Origin of the sequence: Varibaculum vaginae, assembly GCF_900604285.1 — a bacterium.
Classification (GTDB): Bacteria; Actinomycetota; Actinomycetes; order Actinomycetales; family Actinomycetaceae; genus Varibaculum; species Varibaculum vaginae.
The window spans coordinates 482257-505868 of the sequence record NZ_UWNY01000001.1; the positions used below are offsets into that span (position 1 = coordinate 482257).

The 23612-nt window shown below is 52.4% G+C and carries 18 protein-coding genes, 1 tRNA gene and 1 riboswitch; of the genes, 15 read left to right on the forward strand and 4 right to left on the reverse strand.

All coding sequences use genetic code 11. The features are described from left to right. Positions 1 to 48 precede the first annotated feature (48 nt). The 4 genes from EFB02_RS02045 to EFB02_RS02065 all read left to right on the forward strand — a co-directional run bounded on the left by EFB02_RS02045 (position 49) and on the right by EFB02_RS02065 (position 7100). Entirely contained in the window at positions 49 to 2940 is a 2892-nt protein-coding gene (locus EFB02_RS02045; RefSeq protein ID WP_200831527.1) for a DNA methyltransferase, read from the forward strand. A gap of 384 nt (positions 2941 to 3324) precedes the next feature. After that, positions 3325 to 4260, forward strand: coding sequence for a sugar phosphate isomerase/epimerase family protein (locus EFB02_RS02055; protein ID WP_122819914.1), 936 nt, complete (start codon positions 3325 to 3327; stop codon positions 4258 to 4260). Between the two features lie 138 nt (positions 4261 to 4398). Continuing rightward, complete coding sequence (locus tag EFB02_RS02060) at positions 4399 to 5409, forward strand: Gfo/Idh/MocA family protein (RefSeq protein ID WP_122819916.1); 1011 nt, start codon at positions 4399 to 4401, stop codon at positions 5407 to 5409. Positions 5410 to 5438: 29 nt separating this feature from the next. Further along, positions 5439 to 7100 carry an MFS transporter gene (locus EFB02_RS02065; protein WP_122819917.1) on the forward strand — a complete coding sequence of 554 codons (1662 nt, stop codon included), beginning with the start codon at positions 5439 to 5441 and terminating at the stop codon, positions 7098 to 7100. A 213-nt stretch (positions 7101 to 7313) separates the two neighbouring features. Here EFB02_RS02065 and EFB02_RS02070 read toward each other — a convergent pair whose 3' ends face one another. Continuing rightward, positions 7314 to 8330: a LacI family DNA-binding transcriptional regulator gene (locus tag EFB02_RS02070; protein ID WP_122819919.1), complete on the reverse strand. Its 1017-nt coding sequence runs from the start codon at positions 8328 to 8330 to the stop codon at positions 7314 to 7316. 230 nt (positions 8331 to 8560) lie between these two features. On the opposite strand from EFB02_RS02070, the gene EFB02_RS02075 reads away from it, so the two are divergent. Together EFB02_RS02075 and EFB02_RS02080 are read left to right on the forward strand one after the other, a co-directional pair. Continuing rightward, positions 8561 to 9745 (forward strand): Gfo/Idh/MocA family protein, encoded by a 1185-nt coding sequence (locus EFB02_RS02075; protein WP_122819921.1) that lies wholly within the window; start codon positions 8561 to 8563, stop codon positions 9743 to 9745. 25 nt (positions 9746 to 9770) lie between these two features. Continuing rightward, on the forward strand, positions 9771 to 10769 hold the full coding sequence (locus EFB02_RS02080) for a sugar phosphate isomerase/epimerase family protein (protein WP_122819923.1): 999 nt from the start codon (positions 9771 to 9773) through the stop codon (positions 10767 to 10769). Between the two features lie 12 nt (positions 10770 to 10781). Here EFB02_RS02080 and EFB02_RS02085 read toward each other — a convergent pair whose 3' ends face one another. Both EFB02_RS02085 and ppk2 read right to left on the reverse strand, forming a co-directional pair. Continuing rightward, positions 10782 to 11468 carry an SDR family oxidoreductase gene (locus tag EFB02_RS02085; RefSeq protein ID WP_122819926.1) on the reverse strand — a complete coding sequence of 229 codons (687 nt, stop codon included), beginning with the start codon at positions 11466 to 11468 and terminating at the stop codon, positions 10782 to 10784. A 30-nt stretch (positions 11469 to 11498) separates the two neighbouring features. Beyond that, positions 11499 to 12410: a polyphosphate kinase 2 gene (ppk2, locus tag EFB02_RS02090; RefSeq protein ID WP_122819928.1), complete on the reverse strand. Its 912-nt coding sequence runs from the start codon at positions 12408 to 12410 to the stop codon at positions 11499 to 11501. Positions 12411 to 12672: 262 nt separating this feature from the next. Between ppk2 and upp the strand changes: the two genes are divergently transcribed. The 5 genes from upp (at position 12673) to EFB02_RS02115 (ending at position 17331) form a co-directional block, all read left to right on the forward strand. Then, entirely contained in the window at positions 12673 to 13314 is a 642-nt protein-coding gene (upp, locus tag EFB02_RS02095) for a uracil phosphoribosyltransferase (RefSeq protein ID WP_122819930.1), read from the forward strand. A gap of 241 nt (positions 13315 to 13555) precedes the next feature. Further along, positions 13556 to 13640, forward strand: a tRNA-Ser gene (locus EFB02_RS02100). A gap of 444 nt (positions 13641 to 14084) precedes the next feature. Beyond that, entirely contained in the window at positions 14085 to 15134 is a 1050-nt protein-coding gene (locus tag EFB02_RS02105; protein ID WP_147471011.1) for a pseudouridine synthase, read from the forward strand. 231 nt (positions 15135 to 15365) lie between these two features. Further along, the gene (locus EFB02_RS02110) at positions 15366 to 16121 is read left to right on the forward strand and encodes a glutamine amidotransferase-related protein (protein ID WP_122819933.1); all 756 of its coding nucleotides are present in this window, start codon (positions 15366 to 15368) and stop codon (positions 16119 to 16121) included. Between the two features lie 10 nt (positions 16122 to 16131). Continuing rightward, the gene (locus EFB02_RS02115) at positions 16132 to 17331 is read left to right on the forward strand and encodes a glutamate--cysteine ligase (RefSeq protein WP_122819935.1); all 1200 of its coding nucleotides are present in this window, start codon (positions 16132 to 16134) and stop codon (positions 17329 to 17331) included. 234 nt (positions 17332 to 17565) lie between these two features. On the opposite strand, the gene EFB02_RS02120 is transcribed toward EFB02_RS02115, so the two are convergent. Then, on the reverse strand, positions 17566 to 19041 hold the full coding sequence (locus tag EFB02_RS02120; RefSeq protein WP_122819937.1) for an amino acid permease: 1476 nt from the start codon (positions 19039 to 19041) through the stop codon (positions 17566 to 17568). 158 nt (positions 19042 to 19199) lie between these two features. Continuing rightward, positions 19200 to 19277, forward strand: a riboswitch (ZMP/ZTP riboswitch). A 23-nt stretch (positions 19278 to 19300) separates the two neighbouring features. Here EFB02_RS02120 and glyA point away from each other — a divergent pair. The 4 genes from glyA (at position 19301) to EFB02_RS02140 (ending at position 23571) form a co-directional block, all read left to right on the forward strand. Continuing rightward, on the forward strand, positions 19301 to 20593 hold the full coding sequence (gene glyA / locus EFB02_RS02125) for a serine hydroxymethyltransferase (protein ID WP_122819939.1): 1293 nt from the start codon (positions 19301 to 19303) through the stop codon (positions 20591 to 20593). A 77-nt stretch (positions 20594 to 20670) separates the two neighbouring features. Continuing rightward, on the forward strand, positions 20671 to 21573 hold the full coding sequence (locus EFB02_RS02130) for a bifunctional methylenetetrahydrofolate dehydrogenase/methenyltetrahydrofolate cyclohydrolase (RefSeq protein ID WP_122819941.1): 903 nt from the start codon (positions 20671 to 20673) through the stop codon (positions 21571 to 21573). Positions 21574 to 21587: 14 nt separating this feature from the next. Then, positions 21588 to 22697: a BMP family lipoprotein gene (locus EFB02_RS02135; protein WP_122819943.1), complete on the forward strand. Its 1110-nt coding sequence runs from the start codon at positions 21588 to 21590 to the stop codon at positions 22695 to 22697. Positions 22698 to 22704: 7 nt separating this feature from the next. Then, a complete protein-coding gene (locus EFB02_RS02140; RefSeq protein ID WP_122819945.1) occupies positions 22705 to 23571 on the forward strand; it encodes an exodeoxyribonuclease III in 867 nt (288 codons plus the stop codon). Positions 23572 to 23612: the final 41 nt, after the last annotated feature.

Sequence of the window (23612 nt, forward strand, 5' to 3'; positions counted from 1 at the left end):
AGGTAGCGTGACTGGTGACGGTAACGTTAGGCCATAAAGGAAAACGTGGTGAGTGAAGTAGGCGGCCGGCGGCGGGCGGCGGAGCATTTCGTGCAACAGTGGACAGGTCATGGCTACGAAAAAGGCGAAACCCACAGCTTTTGGCTCTCCCTGCTGCAAGATGTGTTGGGGATGCGTGAAGTTTCCACCAAGTGTCGTTTTGAGCAGCGCACCCGGACTCGCGGATTTATTGACGTGGTGATTCCATCTGCGCGCACTATCGTGGAGCAAAAATCTTCTGGCGTGAACCTTGATGCGGGTGAGCTGCGCCAGGGACAAATAGTTACCCCTTTTGAACAGGCTAAACGTTATGCCGATGCGCTACCGAATCGCCAGCGCCCAGATTTTATTATTGTTTGTAACTTCGAGCGTTTCCGGATTCATGACCTCAATAAAGAAGATCCGGCCGGCGATTTTATTGAATTTTCTTTAGCGGAACTGCCCGAACAGTCTTATCTGCTGGATTTTTTAATTGACCCGGCATATTCGCGCACGGAAAAGGAACGCCAAGTCTCTATCTGCGCCGGGGAACTGATCGGCAAGCTACATCGCGGCCTGCTGGAGCAATATCAAGACCCCGATTCTGCCTGGTCGCAGCACTGCCTGAACGTGCTGTGTGTGCGTTTGGTGTTCTGTCTTTTTGCCGAGGACGCGGGGCTTTTTGGCAAGGACGCGCTGCTGCGTTACCTGCGAGGATTTACCGCTTCTCAAACCCGGGTGGCGCTGCAACGCCTGTTCCAAGTCCTAGACACCCCACTTGAGCAGCGAGACCCCTATCTGGAGGAAGAGCTCGCGGTTTTCCCCTATGTGAATGGGGGACTGTTCCGGGACTCCGCTGCCGGCGCTCCGAACTTAACGGATGCGGGGGAAAGTTCGGGTGAGGAAGCTACTCAGGCCGTATTTCCCTCTTCGTTTGCGGGGGAGCCGGGACGAAGTTTAGAGATTCCGAACTTTACCGAGGAGCTGCGTGACTTGCTGCTTAATGAGGTATCGCAGGGAACTGACTGGTCACAGATTTCTCCTACCGTGTTTGGGGGCGTTTTTGAGTCGACTTTGAATCCGGAAACTCGCCGCAGTGGAGGAATGCACTATACCAGTCCGGAAAATATCCACCGGGTGATTGATCCGCTTTTCCTTGACGGTTTAAAGAATGAACTAGAAGGGATCCTGTCTGATCCGGGGATTTCCGATAGGTCGCGGCGGGCGAAACTGCGGGCTTTCCAAAACCGTTTAGCTAGTTTGACCTGGATGGATAGTGCCTGCGGATCCGGGAACTTCTTAACCGAAACCTATATTGAGGTGCGGCGCTTGGAAAACCAGGTGATTGCGGAGCTAGAGCGCGGGCAACAGGCTTGGGAATTCGAGCAGGAGGGCGCGGCGAAGAACCAGATTAAAGTGAATCTGGGACAGTTCTACGGGATAGAGATTAATGATTTCGCGGTCGCGGTGGCGTGTACCGCGCTGTGGATTGCCGAGCTGCAGGCTAATGGGGAAACGGCGGCAATTTTGCAGCGGGAAGTAGCGGATTTACCGCTCCGCGATGACTCTAACATTGTGCTCGCGAACGCGGTCCGCCTAGACTGGGAGCAGCTGCTACCTGCAGAAAAGTGTTCATATTTAATTAGCAACCCTCCCTTTATTGGCTACTCCAATCACACCCCGGAGCAAAAACAGGATCGGTCAGACCTATTTGGCAAGCGGGGGGGGGGACTGGATTATGTAGCCTGCTGGTATCAGAAAGCCGCCAACTATATGCAAGGCACCGAGATCCGGGCAGCCTTTGTATCTACCAACAGTATTTGCCAAGGACAGCAAGTTACCCCGCTGTGGCGACCGCTATTTGAGCAAGGGGTTCGCATTAACTTCGCCCATCGCAGTTTCGTCTGGGACAATGAAGCCGAAAATCAAGCCCATGTACACGTAGTAATCATCGGATTTTCTTATCAGGATGATCATCCGAAATATCTTTTCGAGCACCCGAAAGAAGGGGAATCTCGCCGCCAGCAGGTAGGACATATAAATGGTTATCTAACAGATGCCCTGGATGTGTTTGTGGACAGACGGGCTAAACCGCTGTGTGAAGTTGTTCCGATGGTTGCGGGTGGTAAACCCACTGAGGGTGGAAACTTGCTGCTGTGGCAGGAAGAAAAGGACGAGTTAGTAGCTCAAGAGCCAGCTGCGGAAAAGTGGATTCGTCCCTTCTCCATGGGAGCTGAGTTCATTAATGGTAAGCCGCGTTATTGCTTGTGGCTGGTTGATTGCTCGCCGCAAGAGTTAGCTCACCTGCCGCTGGTGTTGGAACGGGTGCGCCGGGTAAAAGAGATGCGCCAATCCTCAGCCAAGGCGGCGACCCGCAAGAAGGCGGATACTCCCTGGTTATTCGATGAAATCCGCCCCCCGCAAGGAGATAAGTATATTGCGGTGCCTAAAGTTTCCTCTGAGCGGCGTGGATATATTCCCATAGGTTTCTTAGATACTGCGCATATTCCTGGAGATAAACTATTTTTCGTTTCAAACGCAGGACTATACGAGTTCGGCGTCCTCACTTCCCAGTTCCATAACGCCTGGATGCGGGTGGTCGCCGGCAGGCTGAAAAGCGATTATAGCTACGGGAATACCACCGTCTACAACACGTTTATTTGGCCAGACCCCACCCCGCAGCAAAAGCAAGTGATTGAAGAGGCCGCCGCCCTCGTCCTCGAGAAAAGGAAAGTCTATGCCCCGGCTACCTTGGCGGAGCTATATGACCCGGACAATGATTTCCTCTATCCCGATCTAACCCGGGCGCATGCCCAGCTAGATCGGGTAGTAGAAGCCGCCTACGGGGTGGACTTTGCCGGTGACGAAACCAAAATCACCTCCCACCTGTTCACCCTCTACCAAGCCGCCACCACTCCCTAACCCGCAGTAAAATCCCAGTTCCGGTGGGGAAATCCTCTAAGAACCGTGAACCCCGATACGCTAATAACCTCACTCGCGATTCTTCGGGAAGTGGAGTGTTTTGCCTCTGGTTAGATATGCACGCGGCATAGCTTCTACGCAGTAGCGGCAGGGACGCTGCACCCCGAATAAAAACGGCAACGATCGTACCAGCTCAAATAATTGGCGTAACAATTTTGCTAATCCGCTTGACCGAAACGATTTTGTTCGCTATCGTGGCATTTACCGAACCGATTCGGTAAAGTATTGGCAAGCTTCTAGCAGGCAAGAAAAATGGCTAAAACCAGGACTTGCAGTCAAAAACCGGCGGGGTAGCCGGGGGAAAGTTAGAGAAAGGAAACTGCGATGGCGCAGAGCAAAGCAATAAATACCAAGGATCCCAAATATTCCAAGTTATCAATCGGGGTGTGCCCTGACCAGTGGGGAGTATGGTTCCCTAAGGATGAAAAACAAATGGATCCTCGGCAAGCCTGGGAGGAAATGGCGGAAGCTGGATTCGAAATCATCGAAACCGGACCGTTCGGTTATTTCCCGACTGATCCCAAAGAACTACAAAAGTGGTGTGATGAATTTGGGATGAAGGTAGTAGCCGGCACTGGTTGGGGGATTCTCCACAAAGCCGAAGCCTGGCCGGAAACTTTGAAAACTTTCCGTGCGATTGCTGAAACTCACGCGGCAGTAGGCGCGGAATACATCGTGCATCTACCTCCGCTTTACCGAGATGATAAGACTTGGGAATGGACAGATGACCGCGTCCTGTCCGATGATGCCTGGAAGCTTTATGTAGAGCACGCCAACGCCCTAGGGCAAATGTTGCTGGACGAATATGGATTGAAGATGGTGCTGCACCCTCACGGAGATTCCCATATTGAAACCCCCGAGGAAATCGCCCGCATTTTTGACGCCACCGATCCCAAGTACGTTAACCTCTGCCTGGATTCTGGTCACGTAGTCTACGGTGGCGGCGACCCGGTCGAACTGATTAAGAAATACCCAGAGCGGATTACCTATGTGCATATCAAGGCATTCGATGAAGCCATCACCAAAGAGGCACACGAAAAAGATTGGCCCTTTGGTGAGGCCGTGGCTAAAGGTGCTTCGGTATGTCCCCCTGCTGGGCTGCCGGAAATGCATGAGTTTGTTGATGCGCTTGCAGGACTAGATCGCGAGATCTACTGCATTTGCGAACAGGACTGCTACCCGTGCGAACCCTCATTCCCGAAGCAGAACGCCATCAATATGCGTGAATACCTGGCCAGCTGCGGGCTGGGATTGAAGTAACCATTTCTAACTTTATCGATACCTGCGGGAGCGGGATATTTGTTCCCCCTCCCGCAGGTATCACCACTAAGTAGCTTTATAGCTGCGACCGGCTGCGGCGAGGCAACCGGGAAAACCACAGACTCATAGGGGAGAAAAATGACATTAAATATTGGTTTAATCGGTGCCGGCGGTATGGGACGTGCCCACGTAGAGCGAATCGAAAACGAATTGACCGGCGGCAAGATTGTAGCGGTCGCCGACCTCAACTTAGAGGCTGCTAAAGAAGTAGCGGAAAAAGTTGGCGGCAAAGCCTACGGCTCAGGCGAAGAACTAATCGCAGATCCGAACGTAGATGCCGTCCTGATTGCTACCTTCGGTCGGGTGCACAAGCCCGATGTAATCCGAGCGATTGAAGCCGGAAAATACGTGCTTTGCGAAAAACCGCTGGCAACCACGGCTGAAGATTGCCGCGAAATTATGGAGGCCGAACAAAAGGCTGGGAAGAAACTAGTAACTGTTGGGTTTATGCGTCGTTTCGACCAGTCTTATGGCATCTTGAAAGCCAAGATGGACTCCAAAGAGCTGGGCGAAACCACCATGGTGCACTGTCGTCACCGTAACCCCACTGTTCCAGAAAACTACCTGTCTTCCATGGCGATTGATGACACCGCTATTCACGAAATTGATACTTGCCGCTGGTTAACCGGTGAAGAAATCGTGAAGGTGCGGGTAGATATCCCCCGCTCCACCAGCTATAAGTTTGAACATCTCACCGACCCGATTGTGGTAGTCATGTACACCGAATCCGGGATCCGAATTGATGACGAAGTGAATGTGAACATCGGCTACGGCTATGACATTCAGTGCGAAGCGGTAATGGAACAGGGCACCGCCTACCTGGGAGATCAAGAAAAAGTGTATGTGCGTTCCAGCCAAGAACGTTCCAACGCTATCTGCCAATCCCATATTGACCGTTTCCATGATGCCTTTAACCGTGAGGTACAGCAGTGGATTAACGCTGTTAGCCAGGATCGGCACACCGGTTCGAGCTCTTGGGATGGATACGCGGCAACCTGTGTGGTGGATGCTGCCCTGGAATCATTAGAATCGCGCGAGTCCAAATTGATCTCCGTGGAATTAATTGAACAGCCAGAGTTCTACAAATAACCCGAATCGCTGTTAAAGGAGAAAATAATATGAGCAATGAAGCTTATAAGGAGAAACTAGCAGAACCGCCCTCTCCCGCAAAAGTTAAGGAGATGGTAGCTAAGACCCCGATGTCAGGGCCGCATCGTGGCACCGTTATTTTGGCTGCCACCGCCACTTTCGGGTCGCTACTATTCGGGTATGATACCGGAGTAATCGCCGGTGCATTGCCCTATATGTATATGGACAATATCGCCGGAGGATTAGCGTTAGACGCTCTCCATGAGGGTTGGGTAAATGCGATGCTGGCAATCGGGGCTGCCTTTGGTGCCTTGATTGGCGGGTGGCTAACCGACCGTATAGGGCGCCGTACCAATATTATGGTGCTGGCCGTAATCTTCCTGGTTGGTACCTTGGGTTGTACTTTCAGTCCTAATGTGTGGGTTATCTACCCCTTCCGCTTTATTTTGGGTTGGGCAGTAGGAGGTGCGTCCTCATCGGTTCCCCTGTATCTGGCGGAAACTGCCCCCAAGCGAATCCGTGGTCCGCTGGTAGCTGTAGACCAGTTCATGATCGTGTTTGGACAGTTGGTTGCTTATATCTGCAACGCCGCACTTTCGCAAGCGCATAACGCCCCCGAGGCGACCATCAAAGCTATTACCTCTGGTGTTACTTGCCCCAAGGGTTCTCCAGATGCAGGCAAAGCAGTGCAGGTGGGTGGTACCTACACTTGGGACTGTCTGTCAGGGCTTTCGAATAGCGTCCAGGATACTATTGTTCTTTCCGGTGGCAACGGTAATGCCTGGCGCTGGATGCTGGTAATCGCCACTATCCCCGCCATCTGCCTGTGGGTCGGGATGCGAGTGATGCCGGAATCGCCGCGTTGGTACGCGGCTAACCAGCGCTACTACGAGGCAATTGGTGCTTTGAAACGAGTGCGCTACACCGACGAAGAGGTGGAGTTCGAAACTAATGAAATGATTGAACTGCACCGTAAAGAAGAGGAAGAAGAACAGTGGGGCTTTACTCGGATTTGGCGCACTCCTTGGACTCGTAAAGTGCTGATAATCGGGGTATTCTTGGGAATCTTTGACCAGACCACCGGAATTAACACCGCTATGTGGTACATGCCGAAGATTCTTACTGCTGCCGGTTTTGATACTGGTCAAGGCATTATGCTCAACGTAGTAACCGGTGCTTTCTCCGCGATTGGTTCGGCAGTTGGCTTCCTGCTGATTGCCAAACTTTACCGGCGTACGGTAGGTATTTATCAGGAAACTGGGGTGGCGATTTCCCTGTTGGTACTGGCGGGAGTGTTCTATTGGGGTATTGAGCCGCATATGGATGCTAATGGCAATGTAACCACTACCATCCCCAGCTTCTTGCCCTGGACGGTACTTATCTTGGTGTCGGTGTTCCTATTTATTAAGCAGTCGGGAACTATTCACTGGGTACTGCTTTCGGAAATTTTCCCGGCGAAGATTCGGGGAGTTTCGCAGGGGATTTCGGTTTGTGCCCTCTGGATCTTCAACGCTATCGTAGCGGGAACCTTCCCCTGGATGATTGAAAATCTGGGTGGTTCCGGTACCTACTTGGCCTTCGGGATTATCAATGTGGTTGCCTTGTGCTTCTACATTAAGTTCGTTCCGGAAACCAAGATCTACACCTTGGAAGAGGTGGAACAGAACCTGGAGGCTAAGTACTCCAAGTAATAGGTAGACACCCAGCTGCCGCCCTGGCCTGTCGGTAAACTATTCGTTAGTTTGCTGGCAGGCCAGGCTTTTGTATACCCGAGTTTATTCTCAAATTTGTGAGTATGGGTGCGAGTTTCTTGAGGGTGGGTCTGGGTGCGGTGTGTGTAGCCGGATTAGCTTTTTGTTTGATTGGAAAGGGTCGGCCTCGGGCTCTGAGCTCCCAAAAGTCTTTTAGCGCGGTTTTTTGCAGGTGGTGGCGCGCTGTAGCAGGGAGGGTTGCAGCGCGATTTCTTGTCCCGGGCCACCAGGGGCGGCGTAGCGGGTGGCAACTGCTTTAATTGCTTCTTTGCCCAGCTGGCAGACGTGCTGATCGATAGAAGTGATAGAAAATTCTTCTAGCTTCCCCAAGTAGGTGTCGTCATAAGTGATTAACCCGCAGTCCCTGCCCGGCTCCATTCCAAGGGCACGCAATGCGGTACAAGCCTCAATCGCAATCAGGTTATTGTGCGCAATGAACGCTGGTCGTTTTGCTACCGATCCCTCGAGACACTGGCGAATCTGTTCGCCCGGTTCTAGGTCGGGGAGCAATGCCTGGAAACCGGGGAATTTATTTTTCTTTTTGCGTAAGTTTTCAAAAGCTGTCCGTTGGGCTTTACGGCGAGTAACTACTGCCTGGTCAACGCTTTCCGGACTGGAAAGGGAAAAGATGCGGTCGTATCCGCACTCAGCCAGGTGAGTTATCGCCAGCCGGGCTGCCGCTTCCTCGTCCATATAGATGGAGTCGATTTTTCCCGCCACGTACTTTGAACCCAGTACCGCCAGTGGGAAGTTTTCAGATAGACGTGCCAGGCGTTCTTGGGAAGAGGCAGGAGAGGTGAGGATGACTCCGATGGTTTGCATCTCTTGGTAGCGATTTATTAGGTGCCATTCTTTATCTGGATCCTGACGTGCCGTGGACACTAGGGATAGTAGCTGGTTTTCTTCAGCGGATAGACGCAGCGCGTCCTCTACCTCTTCGAAGAAAGGATTTTGTAGGTCGGGAAGAATTACTCCTATGAGATCGGTTCCGGAGGTTGACAAGAACGCGGCGTTTTGGTTACGTACATATCCCATATCGGAGGCAACGCGCAGAATGTTGGCTTTAGTTTCCGCATTTACCCGTGGGGAGTCAGACAATGCCAAGGAAACTAATCCACGCGACACTCCCGCCTTGCGGGCTACATCTGCTTGGGTAGGACGAAAACTCATAGCTCAAGTATAAGATAACGTGCGCTAACTTTTATCTTGGGATGCGTTTAGGTGAGGAACTTGTGTTACCAGACGGGATGTAACCCCCAAACCAAAATATTGGGAATTGAGTCTTGATTTATGGGGAATCCTCCCTTACTATGGACAGTAGTTAACACGTGTTAACAACGGTTCGTTGTGGCGACCGTCAAAGCGTTTCCGGCACTAACGGAACTCAAAGAGGAGAAAAAATGACTAAAGAAACCCTATCAGTGGCGGTGATTGGCGCGGGTATGGCAGGGCGTACTCACGCAGACGGTTGGCGTCAAGCCAACACGGTATTCGCATCAGAGCTACCCCGGCTACGCCTAGCTACCATCGCGGATGCTTACCTACCCTTTGCAGAGGCCGCTGCTCGCGATTATGGGTACGAAAAAGCCACTGACAACTGGAAAGACATTGTTGATGATCCCGATATTGACATTGTTTCCATTGTGGTGGGCAATAAGTTGCACCGCGAAATGGCGGAAGCGCTAGTTAAAGCGGGCAAGCACGTCCTATGTGAAAAGCCCCTTACCGATAACCTAGAAGATGCCAAAGCCATGGCAGAATTTGGGGCAACGGACAAAGTAGTAACCGGTCTGGGCTACTGCTATCGGCGCAATCCCGGACTGGCAAAAATCGCGGAAATGGTGCAAAGCGGACAGTTGGGTGAAGTCACTCATTTTGACGCGCGTTACTGGTGTGACTATGGCTGTGACCCCAACACTCCGATTGCCTGGCGCTATAAAGGGCCAATGGGTTCCGGTGCCCTGGGGGACGTGGGTAGCCACCTGGTTGACGCTGCCGAGTTCATTTGCGGTCCGTTAAAGTCTGTGGCAGGAGCTCAGCTTTCCACGGTGATTAAGAAACGTCCCCCGGCTCAAGAGGGAGTAGCGGGCGGTCGTGGCACCTCCTCGCAGGCAGAAGCCACTGAAACCGTAGAAAACGATGACGTTGCCACCTGCACCCTGAAATTTGAAAACGGGATCATCGGAACCTTCTCGGTATCGCGGGTAGCGTTCAATTCCCCCAACTCGATGCAAATAACGGTAAACGGCACCAAGGGGATGGTTTCCTTCGATATGGCACGCGCCGGCGAAATTATGGTTGATGACCAAAGCGCTCCTGCCGGACTTGGTGGCCCGCGTCGCGTACTGGTAAACCCCGACTTCCCCTACTTCAAGGGCGGATCCTCTATGGACTTCGGGGGAGTAGGCGTTACTCAAATCCAGCAGTTCGTATACCAGGCACATGCTTTCTTGCAGCAGGTAGCAGGAGTTAAAGATGGGCTGCCCCCCACGCCCGACTTTAACTATGGATACCGCTCCATGCGCATCCTGGACACCATTGCTAAATGCGCAGCCAACGGTGGCGCCGAAATGGAAATCAAATAACCCAAATAACGAAAAGGAGAAAACAATGGCTATGAATCTAGGTGCTTACACCGCTTGTCTACACAACTTCACCCTTTCCGAGGCACTCGATCACTTGAAATCATTCGGGCTGACCGGTGCGGAAGTAAACGTGGGAGGTTTCATTCCTTCCCCGCATTGCCCGGTTGATCTGCTAATCGGTTCAAAAACAGCTCGCGAAGACTACCTGGGGATTTTTGAAGAAAAAGGAATGCGGCTTGCCGGGCTAAACACTTCGGGTAACGTCGCCGACCCGCTGCCTGATGTGGGGCCGCGCCACACCTATGATCTCAAACGAGCCATCGAACTGGCTGGAAAACTCGGAGTCGGGGAAATCGTATGTATGTCCGGGCTTCCGGGTACCGATCCAGACGCCAAATATCCGGCATGGGTGGTCAACCCCTGGAATGGCGAACAACTAGAAGTCCTGGAATACCAGTACGGCGTGCTAGAAAAGTTCTGGAAAGAAATGGATAAACGCGCCCAAGATGCGGGAGTGAAATTAGCGTGGGAGTTACACCCCACCAACACCGTGTTCACCCCTACCCAGTTCCTGGAGTTCAATGAACGGGTCGGCGGCTTTAAGAACATCGGGGTAAATATGGATCCGTCCCACCTGATGTGGCAAGGAATGGACATTATGAAGTCGATTGAGCTACTGGGCGACAAGATCTTCCACGTGCACGCAAAAGACACCAAGATTGAGCCGGGCGTAGCCACTCGCGGAGTGCTTGATCCCTCCTTCGGGCCGGTTCTCGAGGACGAATCTGCACGTACTCCTGTAGGAATGGAGCACTATTGCTCTTCCTGGCCTTCCGACCCTGCATGGCGTTTCGTCGCTATCGGCGAAGGTCACGACGTGCCCTGGTGGAGTGAATTCCTAGCTGCAATCGCAAAGATTGATCCGGAAATGAACATCAACATTGAGCATGAGGATGCCGCCTATGACCAGCTAGAAGGAATCCGCCTAGGGGCTGAAAACCTAATCGCTGCAGACCGCTCCTAAAGAGAAAACTGCTTAGCGACCTACCTGCCGCACCGGGCGAATCGATATCGTTTCCACCATGGCGTTTTCCGGAGAATCAATAGCGAAACGAACCGCTCTGGCGATAGATTCCACAGTCATGTGATCTGCGGGATCATAGTAGTCAGCATCCTCCTGCAAAACGTGTTGCATATCGGTATCGACTCGCCCGGGGTGGATAGAGGTAACTCGGATCTTGCCTCGCTCTTCCTCACGGAGACGATCGGCAAGGGCGCGCAGTCCGAACTTACTAGCTCCATAAATCGCGGAACCTAGGCGGGAATCAAAACCTGCTCCAGAGTTCATGAAAATAACTTGCCCTTTGCTGGCGCGCAGCAAAGGAATGCATAGGCGGGTTAAATCCATGGGAGCTACCAGATTTAGCTCTAGGTCATCACGCCAATCCTGACGGCAAGCGTCAGCCACATCTCCATTGCGGAGCCGCCCGGCATTATTCACCAGCACATCCAGGTGAGTAAGCTGGGCGGCTTTCGCGGCGAGAGCGTCCTCGTCACAAATATCAACTACCCAAGGCTCGGCAGAGGGAAGAGAGGCGGCTACTGCCCTCGCCCCCTCTTCAGTGGTTGCCCCCACCAAAACATGGTGGTCACGAGAAAGCTCCTTACAAATGGCGGCGCCGATTCCGCGTGAACCGCCAGTTACCAGTGCAATTTTGTCCATGCAGCCACCCTAGCGGCTATTTTTTGGAAATCAATTTTCGTGATCGCGATACTTTTTCAGGTCTTCCTCTTTGCCCTCAAGCTTATTTTTCTTGTGGATGCGCACCGCTTCACCCGCGAAATCAGGGACGTATTTGGAAACCGCCACCGAGGGACGTACGTACCCATTAGATTCGGGGCGCGGAGGAAGTGTAATCGGTTCTGCTTGCCGTTCGACCTCCGTATAGGGGATGGAATTCAAGAAGTGGTGAATCATGTTTAGGCGTGCCTGCTTCTTGGAATCAGAGAGCACGTGATGCCAAGGTGCAACTGAAGTGTCAGTATGTACCATCAGGTCATCTTTAGCGCGCGAATAGTCCTCCCAACGGGTAATGGACTCCAAATCCATAGGGGAGAGTTTCCATTGACGCAAGGGGTCGCCAAGTCGGGATTGGAAACGCTTGTATTGTACTTTGTCAGACACGCTGAACCAGTATTTACGCAAATAAATTCCGTCCTCGACCAACATTTGTTCAAAAATAGGGCATTGGCGCATAAAAAGTTGCACCTGTTCAGGGCGGGCAAATCCCATCACTTTTTCTACCCCGGCTCGGTTATACCAAGACCGGTCAAAGAACACAATTTCCCCGGCAGCGGGCAGATGCTCGATATAACGCTGGAAATACCACTGGGTCTCTTGACGCTCAGTAGGTTTGGGGAGAGCCACAATCCGAGCCACCCGCGGGGAGAGATACTCGGTCATCCGTTTAATAGTGCCTCCTTTACCCGCAGCATCGCGCCCCTCGAAAATAACTACAATCCGGGCACCGGTAGCTTTCACCCAAGTCTGCAGTTTGCCTAGTTCTCCCTGTAAACGGTAAAGCTCCGCCTCGTAAATTTTATTAGGGATTTTCTGCACCTTGATCTCGTCAGCTTCGCTAATCCTGTTGTACTTATAGCTCATCTGTTTCTCCCGAATTGGCGTCAATTCATAGGTTAGAACAGCGCAAGGTTGCTCCGGGGCAAAACGAATAGCAGATTCGTCCGCTAATTTATTTCCTGAGATTGATGCGGATAGAGAGGGGGTAGTGCGTTGGTTCTGAGGCGAAGGTGAGTAGGCTATCACGACGTTATCTCTGGGCGGAAGCGCGAAACTTTTGGGGTTTTCGTGCGGAGGAATCGCCAAGGGGTAGCCGCGCAGAGCCAAAACGGGATAATTTGGGGTTATGGAATTTAAAGTCATTGATCATCCCCTGGTTAAACATAAGCTAACCGTTCTGCGCGATAAAGACACCCCTTCGTCGGTGTTTCGGCAACTAGTTGATGAACTGGTTACTCTGCTGGCTTACGAGGCCACTCGGCACGTGCGGGTTAGCCCCAAACAGATAGAAACCCCGATTCAGCCGATGGAAGGCGAAATGCTTTCGGCTCCGCGACCAATCGTGATCCCAATTTTGCGTGCCGGTTTGGGAATGCTATACGGCATGACCTCGCTACTCCCCACGGCAGAAGTTGGTTTCTTAGGGATGAAACGGGACGAAAAAACCCTGGCAATCGAAACCTACGCGAATCGGCTGCCGCAAGATTTAACTGATCGCCAGGTGTTTCTGGTCGATCCGATGCTTGCTACCGGCGGTACTCTGGTGGCTGCCATTGATTACGCCCTGGAGAGAGGTGCGCGTGATGTGACCTGTATCTGCCTGGTGGCAGCGCCTGAAGGAGTTAAGCACGTGGAAGAACATGTCGGTCAGCGGGCAAATGTCACCGTAGTGGTGGCGGCTCTGGATGATGGGCTCACCCCTGAAGCTTATATTCGTCCTGGTCTAGGCGATGCTGGTGATCGTTTGTATGGATTGGTAGACCAATAGCTAGCTGTGGCGGAGTGTCACTGATGCCGTTAGCGTAGGTAATCGACCAGTGTAGTGGCCAGTCAGGTTGCCGCGGGAGTGGTCACATTTCGCATCCAAAGTTTAGTTCTAGCGGCTATATCCGCTAAACTTTTGAAGGTCTGTTAACACAGACACTGGTGGCGGTTCCTCGCTTTTGCCTCAGGTACCTTCGGTGCCTTCGGCCGCGAGTAACCAAACCAACAACTTAATAGAAGTATCTGGTAGCGTGTCCGAGCGGCCGAAGGTGCAGCACTCGAAATGCTGTGTGGGGCAACCCACCGTGGGTTCAAATCCCACCGCTACCGCAAGGAGAAAAATGCCCCGAGCGCTTGCGCTTGAGGGCATTTTTCGACGCGGCGGTATGTAAAACTGCGGAGCGGTTTTACAGATACCGTAAGGTGTTTGGTGTGTTGTGTTGTGTTGGGTGTGTTGCCCCGAGCGCTTGCGCTTGAGGGCATTTTTCGACGCGGCGGTATGTAAAACTGCGGAGCGGTTTTACAGATACCGCAAGGTGTTTGGTGTGTTGTGTTGTGTTGGGTGTGTTGCCCCGAGCGCTTGCGCTTGAGGGCATTTTTCGACGCGGCGGTATGTAAAACTGCGGAGCGGTTTTACAGATACCGCAAGGTGTTTGGTGTGTTGTGTTGGGTGTGTTGCCCCGAGCGCTTGCGCTTGAGGGCATTTTTCGACGCGGCGGTATGTAAAACTGCGGAGCGGTTTTACTTTTGCCGCAAGGTTTTTAGTGGGGTGTGGTGGGCAGACGTAGAAAGCGCAGGCCAGGGGAGCGCCCGCCCGCGCGGCGGGGAATTGACCCGGTGGGGTTTACTTTTAGTGGTGAGGGCTCGTTGAGCCAGCAATTGCAAGCCCAGCTGGAACGCAAATTATCGCTGTCTACCGCTGAGATTGCAGATTTTGTTGCTAAGGCGTTCGCGGCGGGGGATGTGGTTTCCCCCTTGGGGATTGCTCTTCCCTCGGACAGTAAGCTCTTGGCAGGTCAGCGCTACTATCTGCATAGAGTAGCCCAGGATGAGGGTACTGCCTTACCGAAGCTGCAGGTTCTTTGGGAGGGCAAGGGGGCAATCGTAATAAATAAACCCGCCACCCTGGCAACTATTCCCCGCGGATCCTGGGTTGCCCGTTCGGTGCTGGTAGCGGCTCGCCGTCAATTTCGCAATGATCAAATAACTGCCGCGCATCGCCTAGATCGCCTCACTACCGGATGTTTACTGCTGACCCTCGATCCGAAATATCGGGCGCGTTACCAGCAGCTATTTGATTGCCGGCAGGTTAAAAAAACTTACCTGGCGCGCAGCCGGGGAGTTGCTAGTGGAGGAGAGGACGGGGTTCCTCAGGTGGGGGAGTGTTTCGATTTTCAGCTTGCAATGTTTAAGGAAACCGGCTCGTTGACAGTGTCTATTGGGCAGCCCCCGGTAGGACGGAAGGTAGCCCACTGTCAAAGCCGAACTCGAGGCCTCATTCTCAGAGAATTCCTCTTCCCCGAAAAGACAGGGGGAGAGGGAGACTTAAACCCGGGAAGGGAGGCCGCAGCAGGAAAAGAATTGTTATGGCAGTTGGAGCCGGAAACCGGGTTCACTCATCAGTTGCGTGCTACCTTGTCACATTTCGGGTATCCCATTCTGGGAGATCCCCTCTACCCGGTAGTGCAGCCCGCGAATGCCCCAGAAAACATGGAGCCCCAGCTGTGTCTACATGCCCAAGAACTACAGTTTCCTGACCCGGAAAATCCCGGTAACCTCGTAACTGTCACTGCCCCCACTCCTGTCTGGGCTAAGGTGTCTTAAACTAACTAGTTGCACTCGAAAAGTTAAAGAGAATTTCAATTTATTAAGGAATATGCAAAAAACACGTAAAATGTGCGGGCAAAATATCTATACGGCACGTAACAATTACTTAGCTAGTGTAGCTGCAATAATTCCTGTTGTCTGTGCTGGTGCATCCGTTAAATAGAGAATCAGCTCTCAATATCTTCCCTGGCTAAGACAGGGCTGACGATACCGCTTAAGCTATAACCCATGCGAGAAAGGCTGCCGTTTTTATTTATTCAATGCCGTCCCGCGGGAAAAATAGCGCGTGACGAGCTGCAAAGTGTCTCCGAGGTGACTGGACTTGGGGTTGGCCAAGATTTGCAGTCTCACCTGTTGCCTGAAGAAAGCGACCTTGACCTACTACGCGACTTGGATATTGCGAATGCGTATAGCGCAGTTATTATTTCTGGTTCTCCATTTCGAGCACAACTGCCGAACAGCTCCGAAAAATCCATGTCAGGGCAGCTATCTAACCAGCTAATGCCGCTCATACATTATTTGCTAGAACAGGACTTTCCTACTTTGGGAATCTGCTATGGAATGCAAATGTTAGCGTTGGCTTCCGGCATTGCTTTAACTGACCACACCGGGGAAGATCTGCAAGCGGTGCAGGTTAGATTAACCACGGAGGGGCAAGCTGACCCGGTAACTGGGCAGCTGGAGCCAATAATCCGCTCCTACACGGGGCACGGGGATTCTTTAGGAGACCTTCCCGGGGGTGCAACTTTGTTGGGCAGCGGGAAACATTGTCACTACCAACTACTTCGCTTTAAAAATAATCTTTATGGCACCCAGTTTCACCCCGAAATCACCACTGCGGGAATGCAGATTCGTATCGACCAATATGGTAATGCCTATTATGCTGCGGCAGAACGAAAAGCGGTTATTGCTCGCTGTATGAATCAAGACGTTACCAGCTCTCATCGGCTGTTATCAGCCTTTACTGAATATTTTCGTCGCTAGGAGGTACCTGATGAGCATCAAATTTTCACAATCGGAGCGTTCCACCATCGGTATCGAATGGGAACTACAGTTAATTGATAAAGACTCCTATGATCTGCGCCAATGCGCAAGCGCGGTAATAGAGGAAGTTGAGCGTTTACACCCGCAGAACTCCCTAGTGCACCGGGAAATGCTGCTTAATACGGTGGAAGTGATCTCTCGTCCTCGCCGCAACGTGCATGATTGCCTGATGGATTTGCAAGAGGGAATAAACCTGGTGCGTCCAGTCATCTCTGCACTGCGGGTAGAGCTGGCCTCCGCGGGATCCCACCCCTTCGCTAATCCCAGCTACCAGCAGGTCACTGACAGTAAACGCTATGAAGAGCTGGTTAACCGTACCCAGTATTGGGGACGTCAAATGTTACTTTTCGGTACCCATGTGCATGTGGGGGTAGAAGATCGCGACAAAGTTTTGCCGATACAAAACTATTTGATTAGTAAGCTGGGGCATATTCAAGCTTTGTTTGCGGCCTCTCCCTTCTGGGCAGGAGTCGATACTGGGTATTGCGACAACCGTGCGATGGTATTTCAGCAGCTCCCCACTGCTGGCAAGCCCTATCAATTTGAGACCTGGGAACAGCTGGAAGATTTCACTGCGGCGATGTTAAAAACCGGAGTGATTAATTCCTTTGACGAGGTGCGATGGGATATTCGTCCCTCGCCCAAGTTTGGCACTATTGAAGCACGAGTAGCGGATGCCTCCTCAACTTTGAAAGAGGTCGCAGCCTGTGCCGCACTTACGCAAGCCTTGGTAGAGACAGCTTCGCGGCAGCTGGACGCAGGTAAACAGCTCCCGGTACTGCCCGACTGGTTTGTACGGGAAAATCGTTGGCGCGCTGCCCGCTACGGAATAGATGCCGTCTTGATCGAGGACGGGCAGGGGGAAGAATGTCTGCTCACCGAATACCTGCCGTCTTGGCTGGAAGAACTTACTCCCGCCGCCGAAGATCTAGGCTGCGCCGACGAACTCTGGTCGCTGCTCGAGATAGTAAAACTAGGAGTCGGCTACCAGCGGCAACGAGTCATTTATGAGCGCACCCATTCTTACGAGGCGGTAGTAGCTTTCCTGATGGCAGAAATGAAAGCAGGCGAGCCGCTAGACCCAGGACATTTCGTGGATAAGTCCCTGCACCAAAGCGGGGTCAAAGGGTGGAAAGTCCGCGCCCGCTAATCACGCGAATCCACAAGTGTCTTGATTTAAAGAGGGCGCGGGGGAGGGATTCTATCCGAGCAGACAGACTGCACATTACCAGCTGTGATGCTCGGAAACTCGGAGCTAAAATCATAAACTTATACGTCTTAGTGCATAAGAAATCGGGGAGAGACTAGGTCTCTCCCCGATTTCTTGGGCAGGAGGAAAAACTCTTCCCCGCACTTAGTTTTAGGGATGTATCGCGCTTAAGCGCTACTGATTATCTGGAGCTCCGGTTTCGGCGGAAGTGTTCGCAGTAAACATGTCATGGTCAACGTAGTTGCGCACCACCAGCCAGGCCAGCGCCAACACTACCGTCACCGAAGCAAAAGCGATAATCGCGGCCGGTCCGAGTCCTCCCTCGAACCACATTAAAACGATCATCGCGGCTAGCACGGCTAACACTAGATAGTTGGTGTAAGGTGCCCAGGGGACATGGAACTGCGGGCGCTGCAATCCGTTACGGCGGCAGTGCCGCACGAAAAGGATATTTGAAATCATCACCGAACCCCACATGGAACAAATCCCGATACCAGCCATATAGGCGATAACATCAAATGCTTCGGTGGGGTGGATCATATTGATCAGCACCCCCACTAGCCCGACAGTACCGGCAGCAGTGATGGCGGCAAAAGGCACCGCATTACGGTTCATGCCAGCTAAGAAACGCGGAGCTGAACCTGAAACTGCCAGGGAGCGTAATCCGCGCCCACAGGTATAAAGTTCGGCGTTAATCGCACTGGCAGCTGCCAGCATTACCACGATATTCATGATGCTTCCGGCGGCGGGAATACCAATAGCGGTAAAGAAAGTAACGAAAGGAGATTCATTCTTGTCGTAAACGTTATGTGGTAATAGCAAAGTGAAGAGCACGATGCATCCCATGTAGAACAGCAGAATCCGCCACATCATAGAGTTAACTGCTCGCGGCATTTCCTTTTGGGGATCCTCAGCTTCTCCAGCGGCAGCTCCTAAATATTCGCTACCGCCGTAAGCGAAAAGAACCCCTAGTGACATGGTGACCATGGTGAATGCTCCCTTGGGGAAGAGCCCACCGTGATCGGTAATCGAGCCCACTCCCGGTTGGTAAACCTGGCCGCCCACGGTCAGGTTGATACCGAAAATTAAGACTACAATCGCCAAAAGCATGAAGATTACGATGGCCGCGACCTTAATCATCGCGAACCAGAACTCGAACTCCCCGAAAAATTTAACGGAGGCGAGATTAACTATCACCATCAACGCTAGGGCAATGAAAGCCCAGCCCCACTGAGGAATCACCTGGAAAATCTTCCAGTAATGCATATAGTTAGCGATTGCGGTGATATCGGCCATTAGCGCAGAAGAATAGGTGATAAAAGCAAACCAACCGGTGAAATAGGCCCCACGCTCACCCATAAACTCACGAGCATGGGAAATAAATCCGCCCGAGGAGGGACGATACAGGCTAAGTTCGGCGAGGGCACGCAGCATTAAGTAGGCCACCCCGCCGCAGATCGCATAAACAATGGCTACTGAGGGACCGCCCTCAGAGATACGTCCTGAAGCCCCAAAAAACAGGCCGGACCCGATGGCCCCGCCCAGCGCAATCATGCGCATGTGGCGAGACTTTAAAGCCCGGCGGTATCCGACATCGGATTTGTCGCGGTGAGATGCTGTCCCCGCTGCCGACGGTTGAGTTTCGCTCATTAAATTTCTCCTAAGTTTTACCTATTAGTGCTCGATAACAGAGCACATAGGGAGTATAGGTGAGGTGGGTGCCAGACTTTAGAGGCAGTCAGCATTTGGAATCGAGCGTTTAACAACAAACTATTTAGGTAAAAGCGTCCTAGGTCACGGTAGACTAAAGAGGTAACCGTGACTGGCGTAGGTGGGATACCACCGGGGAGCAAGTTGTTAATCAGTCGCTCGCCTGGGCTGATTCAGCACTAACAATAAGGAAGAGTCAATGGGAGATAAACTTCTTATCCGATCCATCTCGCAAGTGGATCCCGAAATCGCAGCAGTTTTGAACCAAGAGTTAGAGCGGCAACGCGGCACCTTGGAAATGATTGCTTCCGAAAACTTTGTACCGCGCGCTGTATTGCAGGCGCAAGGATCTGTCCTCACCAATAAATACGCGGAAGGCTATCCGGGGCGTCGATATTACGGAGGATGCGAGGCGGTAGATGTAGCTGAGAATCTGGCTCGCGATCGAGCTAAAGAAGTATTTTCCGCCGACTTCGCCAATGTGCAACCCCATTCGGGGGCTCAAGCCAATGCGGCTGTTTTATCGGCACTGGCAAAGCCGGGTGACACCATTATGGGGTTGGCGCTAGATCATGGTGGACATCTTACCCACGGTATGAAAATCAATTTTTCCGGCCAGCTTTATAACGCCACCGCTTATCAGGTGGATAAGGAAAGCAGCTGGGTAGATATGGATCAGGTACGTGACGCGGCCTTGAAATACCGTCCGAAAGTAATTATCGCGGGCTGGTCGGCCTATCCTCGCCAGGAAGACTTTAAAGCTTTCCGTGAAGTTGCAGACGAGGTGGGTGCCTATCTGTGGACAGATATGGCTCACTTTGCGGGGCTGGTGGCTGCCGGTTTGCACCCGAACCCGGTGCCGTATTCCGATGTGGTTTCTACGACCGTCCACAAGACTTTGGGGGGGCCGCGTTCCGGGATGATTTTGTCTCGCGATAAAGAGCTTGGTAAGAAAATTAATTCCGCGGTATTCCCCGGTCAGCAGGGTGGCCCCTTAATGCATGTGGTGGCGGCAAAAGCAGTCGCGATGAAGATTGCGGGCAGTGAGGAGTTTAAAGAACGGCAACAGCGCACGCTCGAGGGCGCGAAAATTTTGGCGGAACGACTAACGCAACCGGATGTGGCTGATTGTGGGATTTCTCTTTTGACCGGGGGAACCGACGTGCACCTGGTGATGGTGGATCTTCGCAACTCCCCCCTAGACGGCCAGCAAGGTGAAGATTTGCTACACGAGTCCGGCATTACCATCAATCGCAACACGGTACCTTTCGATCCGCGTCCTCCTCGAGTAGGATCCGGGCTGCGCATTGGTACCCCGGCACTGGCTACTCGTGGTTTCGGAAAGAAAGAGTTCAGTGAAGTATCCGAGATTATCGCCGGAGTTTTGGTGGATGCCTGCAAGGGGAAGGTTGATACTTCTAGCTACCGCGAGCGGGTGAAGGCTCTGATCAAGCGCTTCCCCCTCTACTTGGGGATTAACCAGGTTGTTTAGAGCTAAATAGATAAGTTTTTCGGATGGCGCGGGCAGATTATTACAGTCTGCTCGCGCCCTCAAGCTAAGGAGAGCAGATGCGTAAAGGATGGAGCGGGGACGCGATTTTGCTGGATGGGGCGGCGCGGGCTCAACAGTTGAAAGAACAGATGTGTCACCAGGTAGAGCAGCTGCATCAACGGGGAATTAAACCGGGTTTGGGAACCATTTTGGTGGGTTCCGACCCGGGATCAGTTTCCTATGTAGCAGGAAAGCATCGTGATTGCGCCGAGGTAGGAATCGAGTCGATTCGGGTGGAACTGCCCGATACGGTTTCTACTGACCAGGTTTTGGCAGAAATTGAAAAACTCAACGAAAATCCTGCATGTACCGGCTATATTGTCCAACTTCCGCTGCCACGCCAAGTCGATGTTAATCAGGTACTAGAGGCAATCGATCCCGATAAAGATGCTGACGGTTTGCACCCTATGAACCTGGGAAGGCTAGTGTTGCGAGTTAAAGAGCCGGTAACCTCACCCCTGCCTTGCACCCCGCGCGCCTGTATTGATTTGCTGCAGCAATACCAGGTTCCTTTAGAAGGGGCACAGGTATGCGTAGTAGGTCGCGGCACCACGGTGGGGCGTTCCCTGCCGTTGATGCTCACCCGTAAAGATATTAACGCTACCGTCACTTGCTGCCATACCGGAACTAGGGATCTAGCCGCCTATACACGAGAAGCAGACGTGATTGTAGCCTGCGCGGGATCGGCGGGAATTATTAAGCCGGAAATGGTAAAAAAGGGCGCGGCGGTACTGGATGTAGGAGTATCCCGCGGCGCGGTTAATCCGGAAACCGGGAAAGCTTGCTTAGAGGGCGATGTAGCCGAGGGGGTAGATCAGGTAGCAGGTTGGCTTTCTCCAAACCCGGCAGGCATCGGGCCTATGACTCGGGCGAATCTGCTGCTCAATGTGGTGGAAACCGCTGTCCGGCAGGCAGGTTAGGTGGGAAATAACCCATGCGTTTGCGTAAACTTTCGATTCCTGTAATCCTGCTCGCTACTCTTGCCCTTACTCTGGGGGGATGTGCCTCCTCATCAAAAGTCACTTCCGGTGCGAAACCTACGGGCGGAGCTAAAACAAGTGGAGTGTTCTGTCTGGTTGAGAGAAAGAAGTCTCAAGATATGCGGGCGGCAGCACTCACTAAAGCTATGAAAGAGGCGCTGGCGAAACCAGAAAACAAGAAAAGGTTGCAGGCTGAAAAGATCAGCGTAGAGAAAACCTCGCAGATTAGCAGTCAGCTAAAGAAAAAGAAATGCAAAAATGTGCTTTCCGTAGAGCCGAAATTTGCGCAGGAAATGGTACGGATCGCTAAAGGTAAAACAGAAATAAACTTTGCAATCATGGGGGCGATAGGGCAGGTTAAAGCGTTACCGAATGCTTCCGGAATTGATTTTGATTTGCGACAACCCGCATTCTTAGCCGGATATGCTGCTGCCGGAGTTACTAAAAGCGGCCAGGTGGGGGCAGTTAGTGATTTTCTACGGGAAGATACCGGTACAAACCCGGGTAGAGCCCTCGGAAACGACCCGGCTTCTGCTTGGGCAAGCGCGTTTCGCCTGGGCGTTGAATACTATAACCAGTTCAAAGGCTCGGGGATTAAATTCTTTTCTGGCGAGCAAAGCGGAGGTGGGGCACTGCGGGTAAAAACTGCGCAACTGCATGAACAACTACTGAAACTCGCGGATGAAAAGGTTGATGTTATTTTCGTGGTGGCCAATCCGTCAGAAACCGGGGCAGTAGCGGAGCTGGCGGCTAAAGATGCGGCAGCTATCTGGACTGGGCAAGACCTGGCAGCCAGGACCCCCGATTTGAAAGCAAATGTGCTCACCTCAGTGGTTATTGATGCTTCCGGATGCACGAAAAAGCTGCTAAAACAGTTGCAAACCGACTCGATTGCCGGTAGCGACTACCGGGGGACTCTCAAAAACACCGGAGTTAAACTAGCTGGTTGGGGTGAATATGCTCCCAGATTTTCTGACAGTCTTACTGCGGAACTAGCCGGAATCCGTAGCCAAATCGACAGCGGAAAAATAGATATCGCGAAACTTGAGGCTCATCGCGGCTAGACGAGAAATGCAAGGTAAAGGGGGAAAGTTGCTAAAAGTTGCCACCGTTAATGTGAATGGAATTCGCGCGGCATTTCGGAAAGGGATGGCTGCCTGGCTGGAACGCTCGGAGTCTGATGTGGTGTTGGCTCAAGAGGTACGAGCTAGCCAAGAGATAACCTCGGAACTTTTTGGGGATGACTGGCAGGTGACGGTGAACGCCTCCCAACTTAAAGGGCGCGCCGGGGTGGCGGTAGCAGTACGTAAATCATCGCCCTGGTTCCTAGCATCATCAGAGGCGGACACGGTGCCGGTTGAGGTTCCCTCAGATGGAGGGCGCTGGTTAGAAGCAGTTTTAACCCGCGAAAACGAATCTGGGGAAGTGGATACATGTCTGCGAGTAATCTCGGCCTATTTCCATTCTGGGGAAGTGGGAACTGAAAAACAAGAACATAAAATGGCGCATCTTGAACGGATCGGGGAGCGTCTGAAGCAATTATTACCCGCTGATGATACCGCGGAAAATGGGGAACCCCTAGTGCTGTTAGCTGGGGATTTCAACGTGGTAAATACCGAGCGGGATATCAAGAATTGGAAACCAAACCACAATAAGCGTGCCGGAGTCTTAGACGAGGAAATCGCGTTTTTAAATTGCTGGCGCGAGCAAGGGTGGGTGGACGTGGTCCGCGCCCTTGCCGGTGAGGTGCAAGGTCCCTATTCCTGGTGGTCATGGCGAGGTAAAGCCTTCGATAATGATGCCGGGTGGCGCATCGACTATCAGTTTGCCACCCCGGCGTTGGCAGAGATGGCGCGCACTCAGCAAGTTGACCGCGCACAGGATTATGATCAACGTTTTTCAGATCATGCCCCCGTGGTGGTTACCTACGAAATATAAAGTCGCGCCTGCCAATAACTCTCCTGGCAGGCGCGACCTAA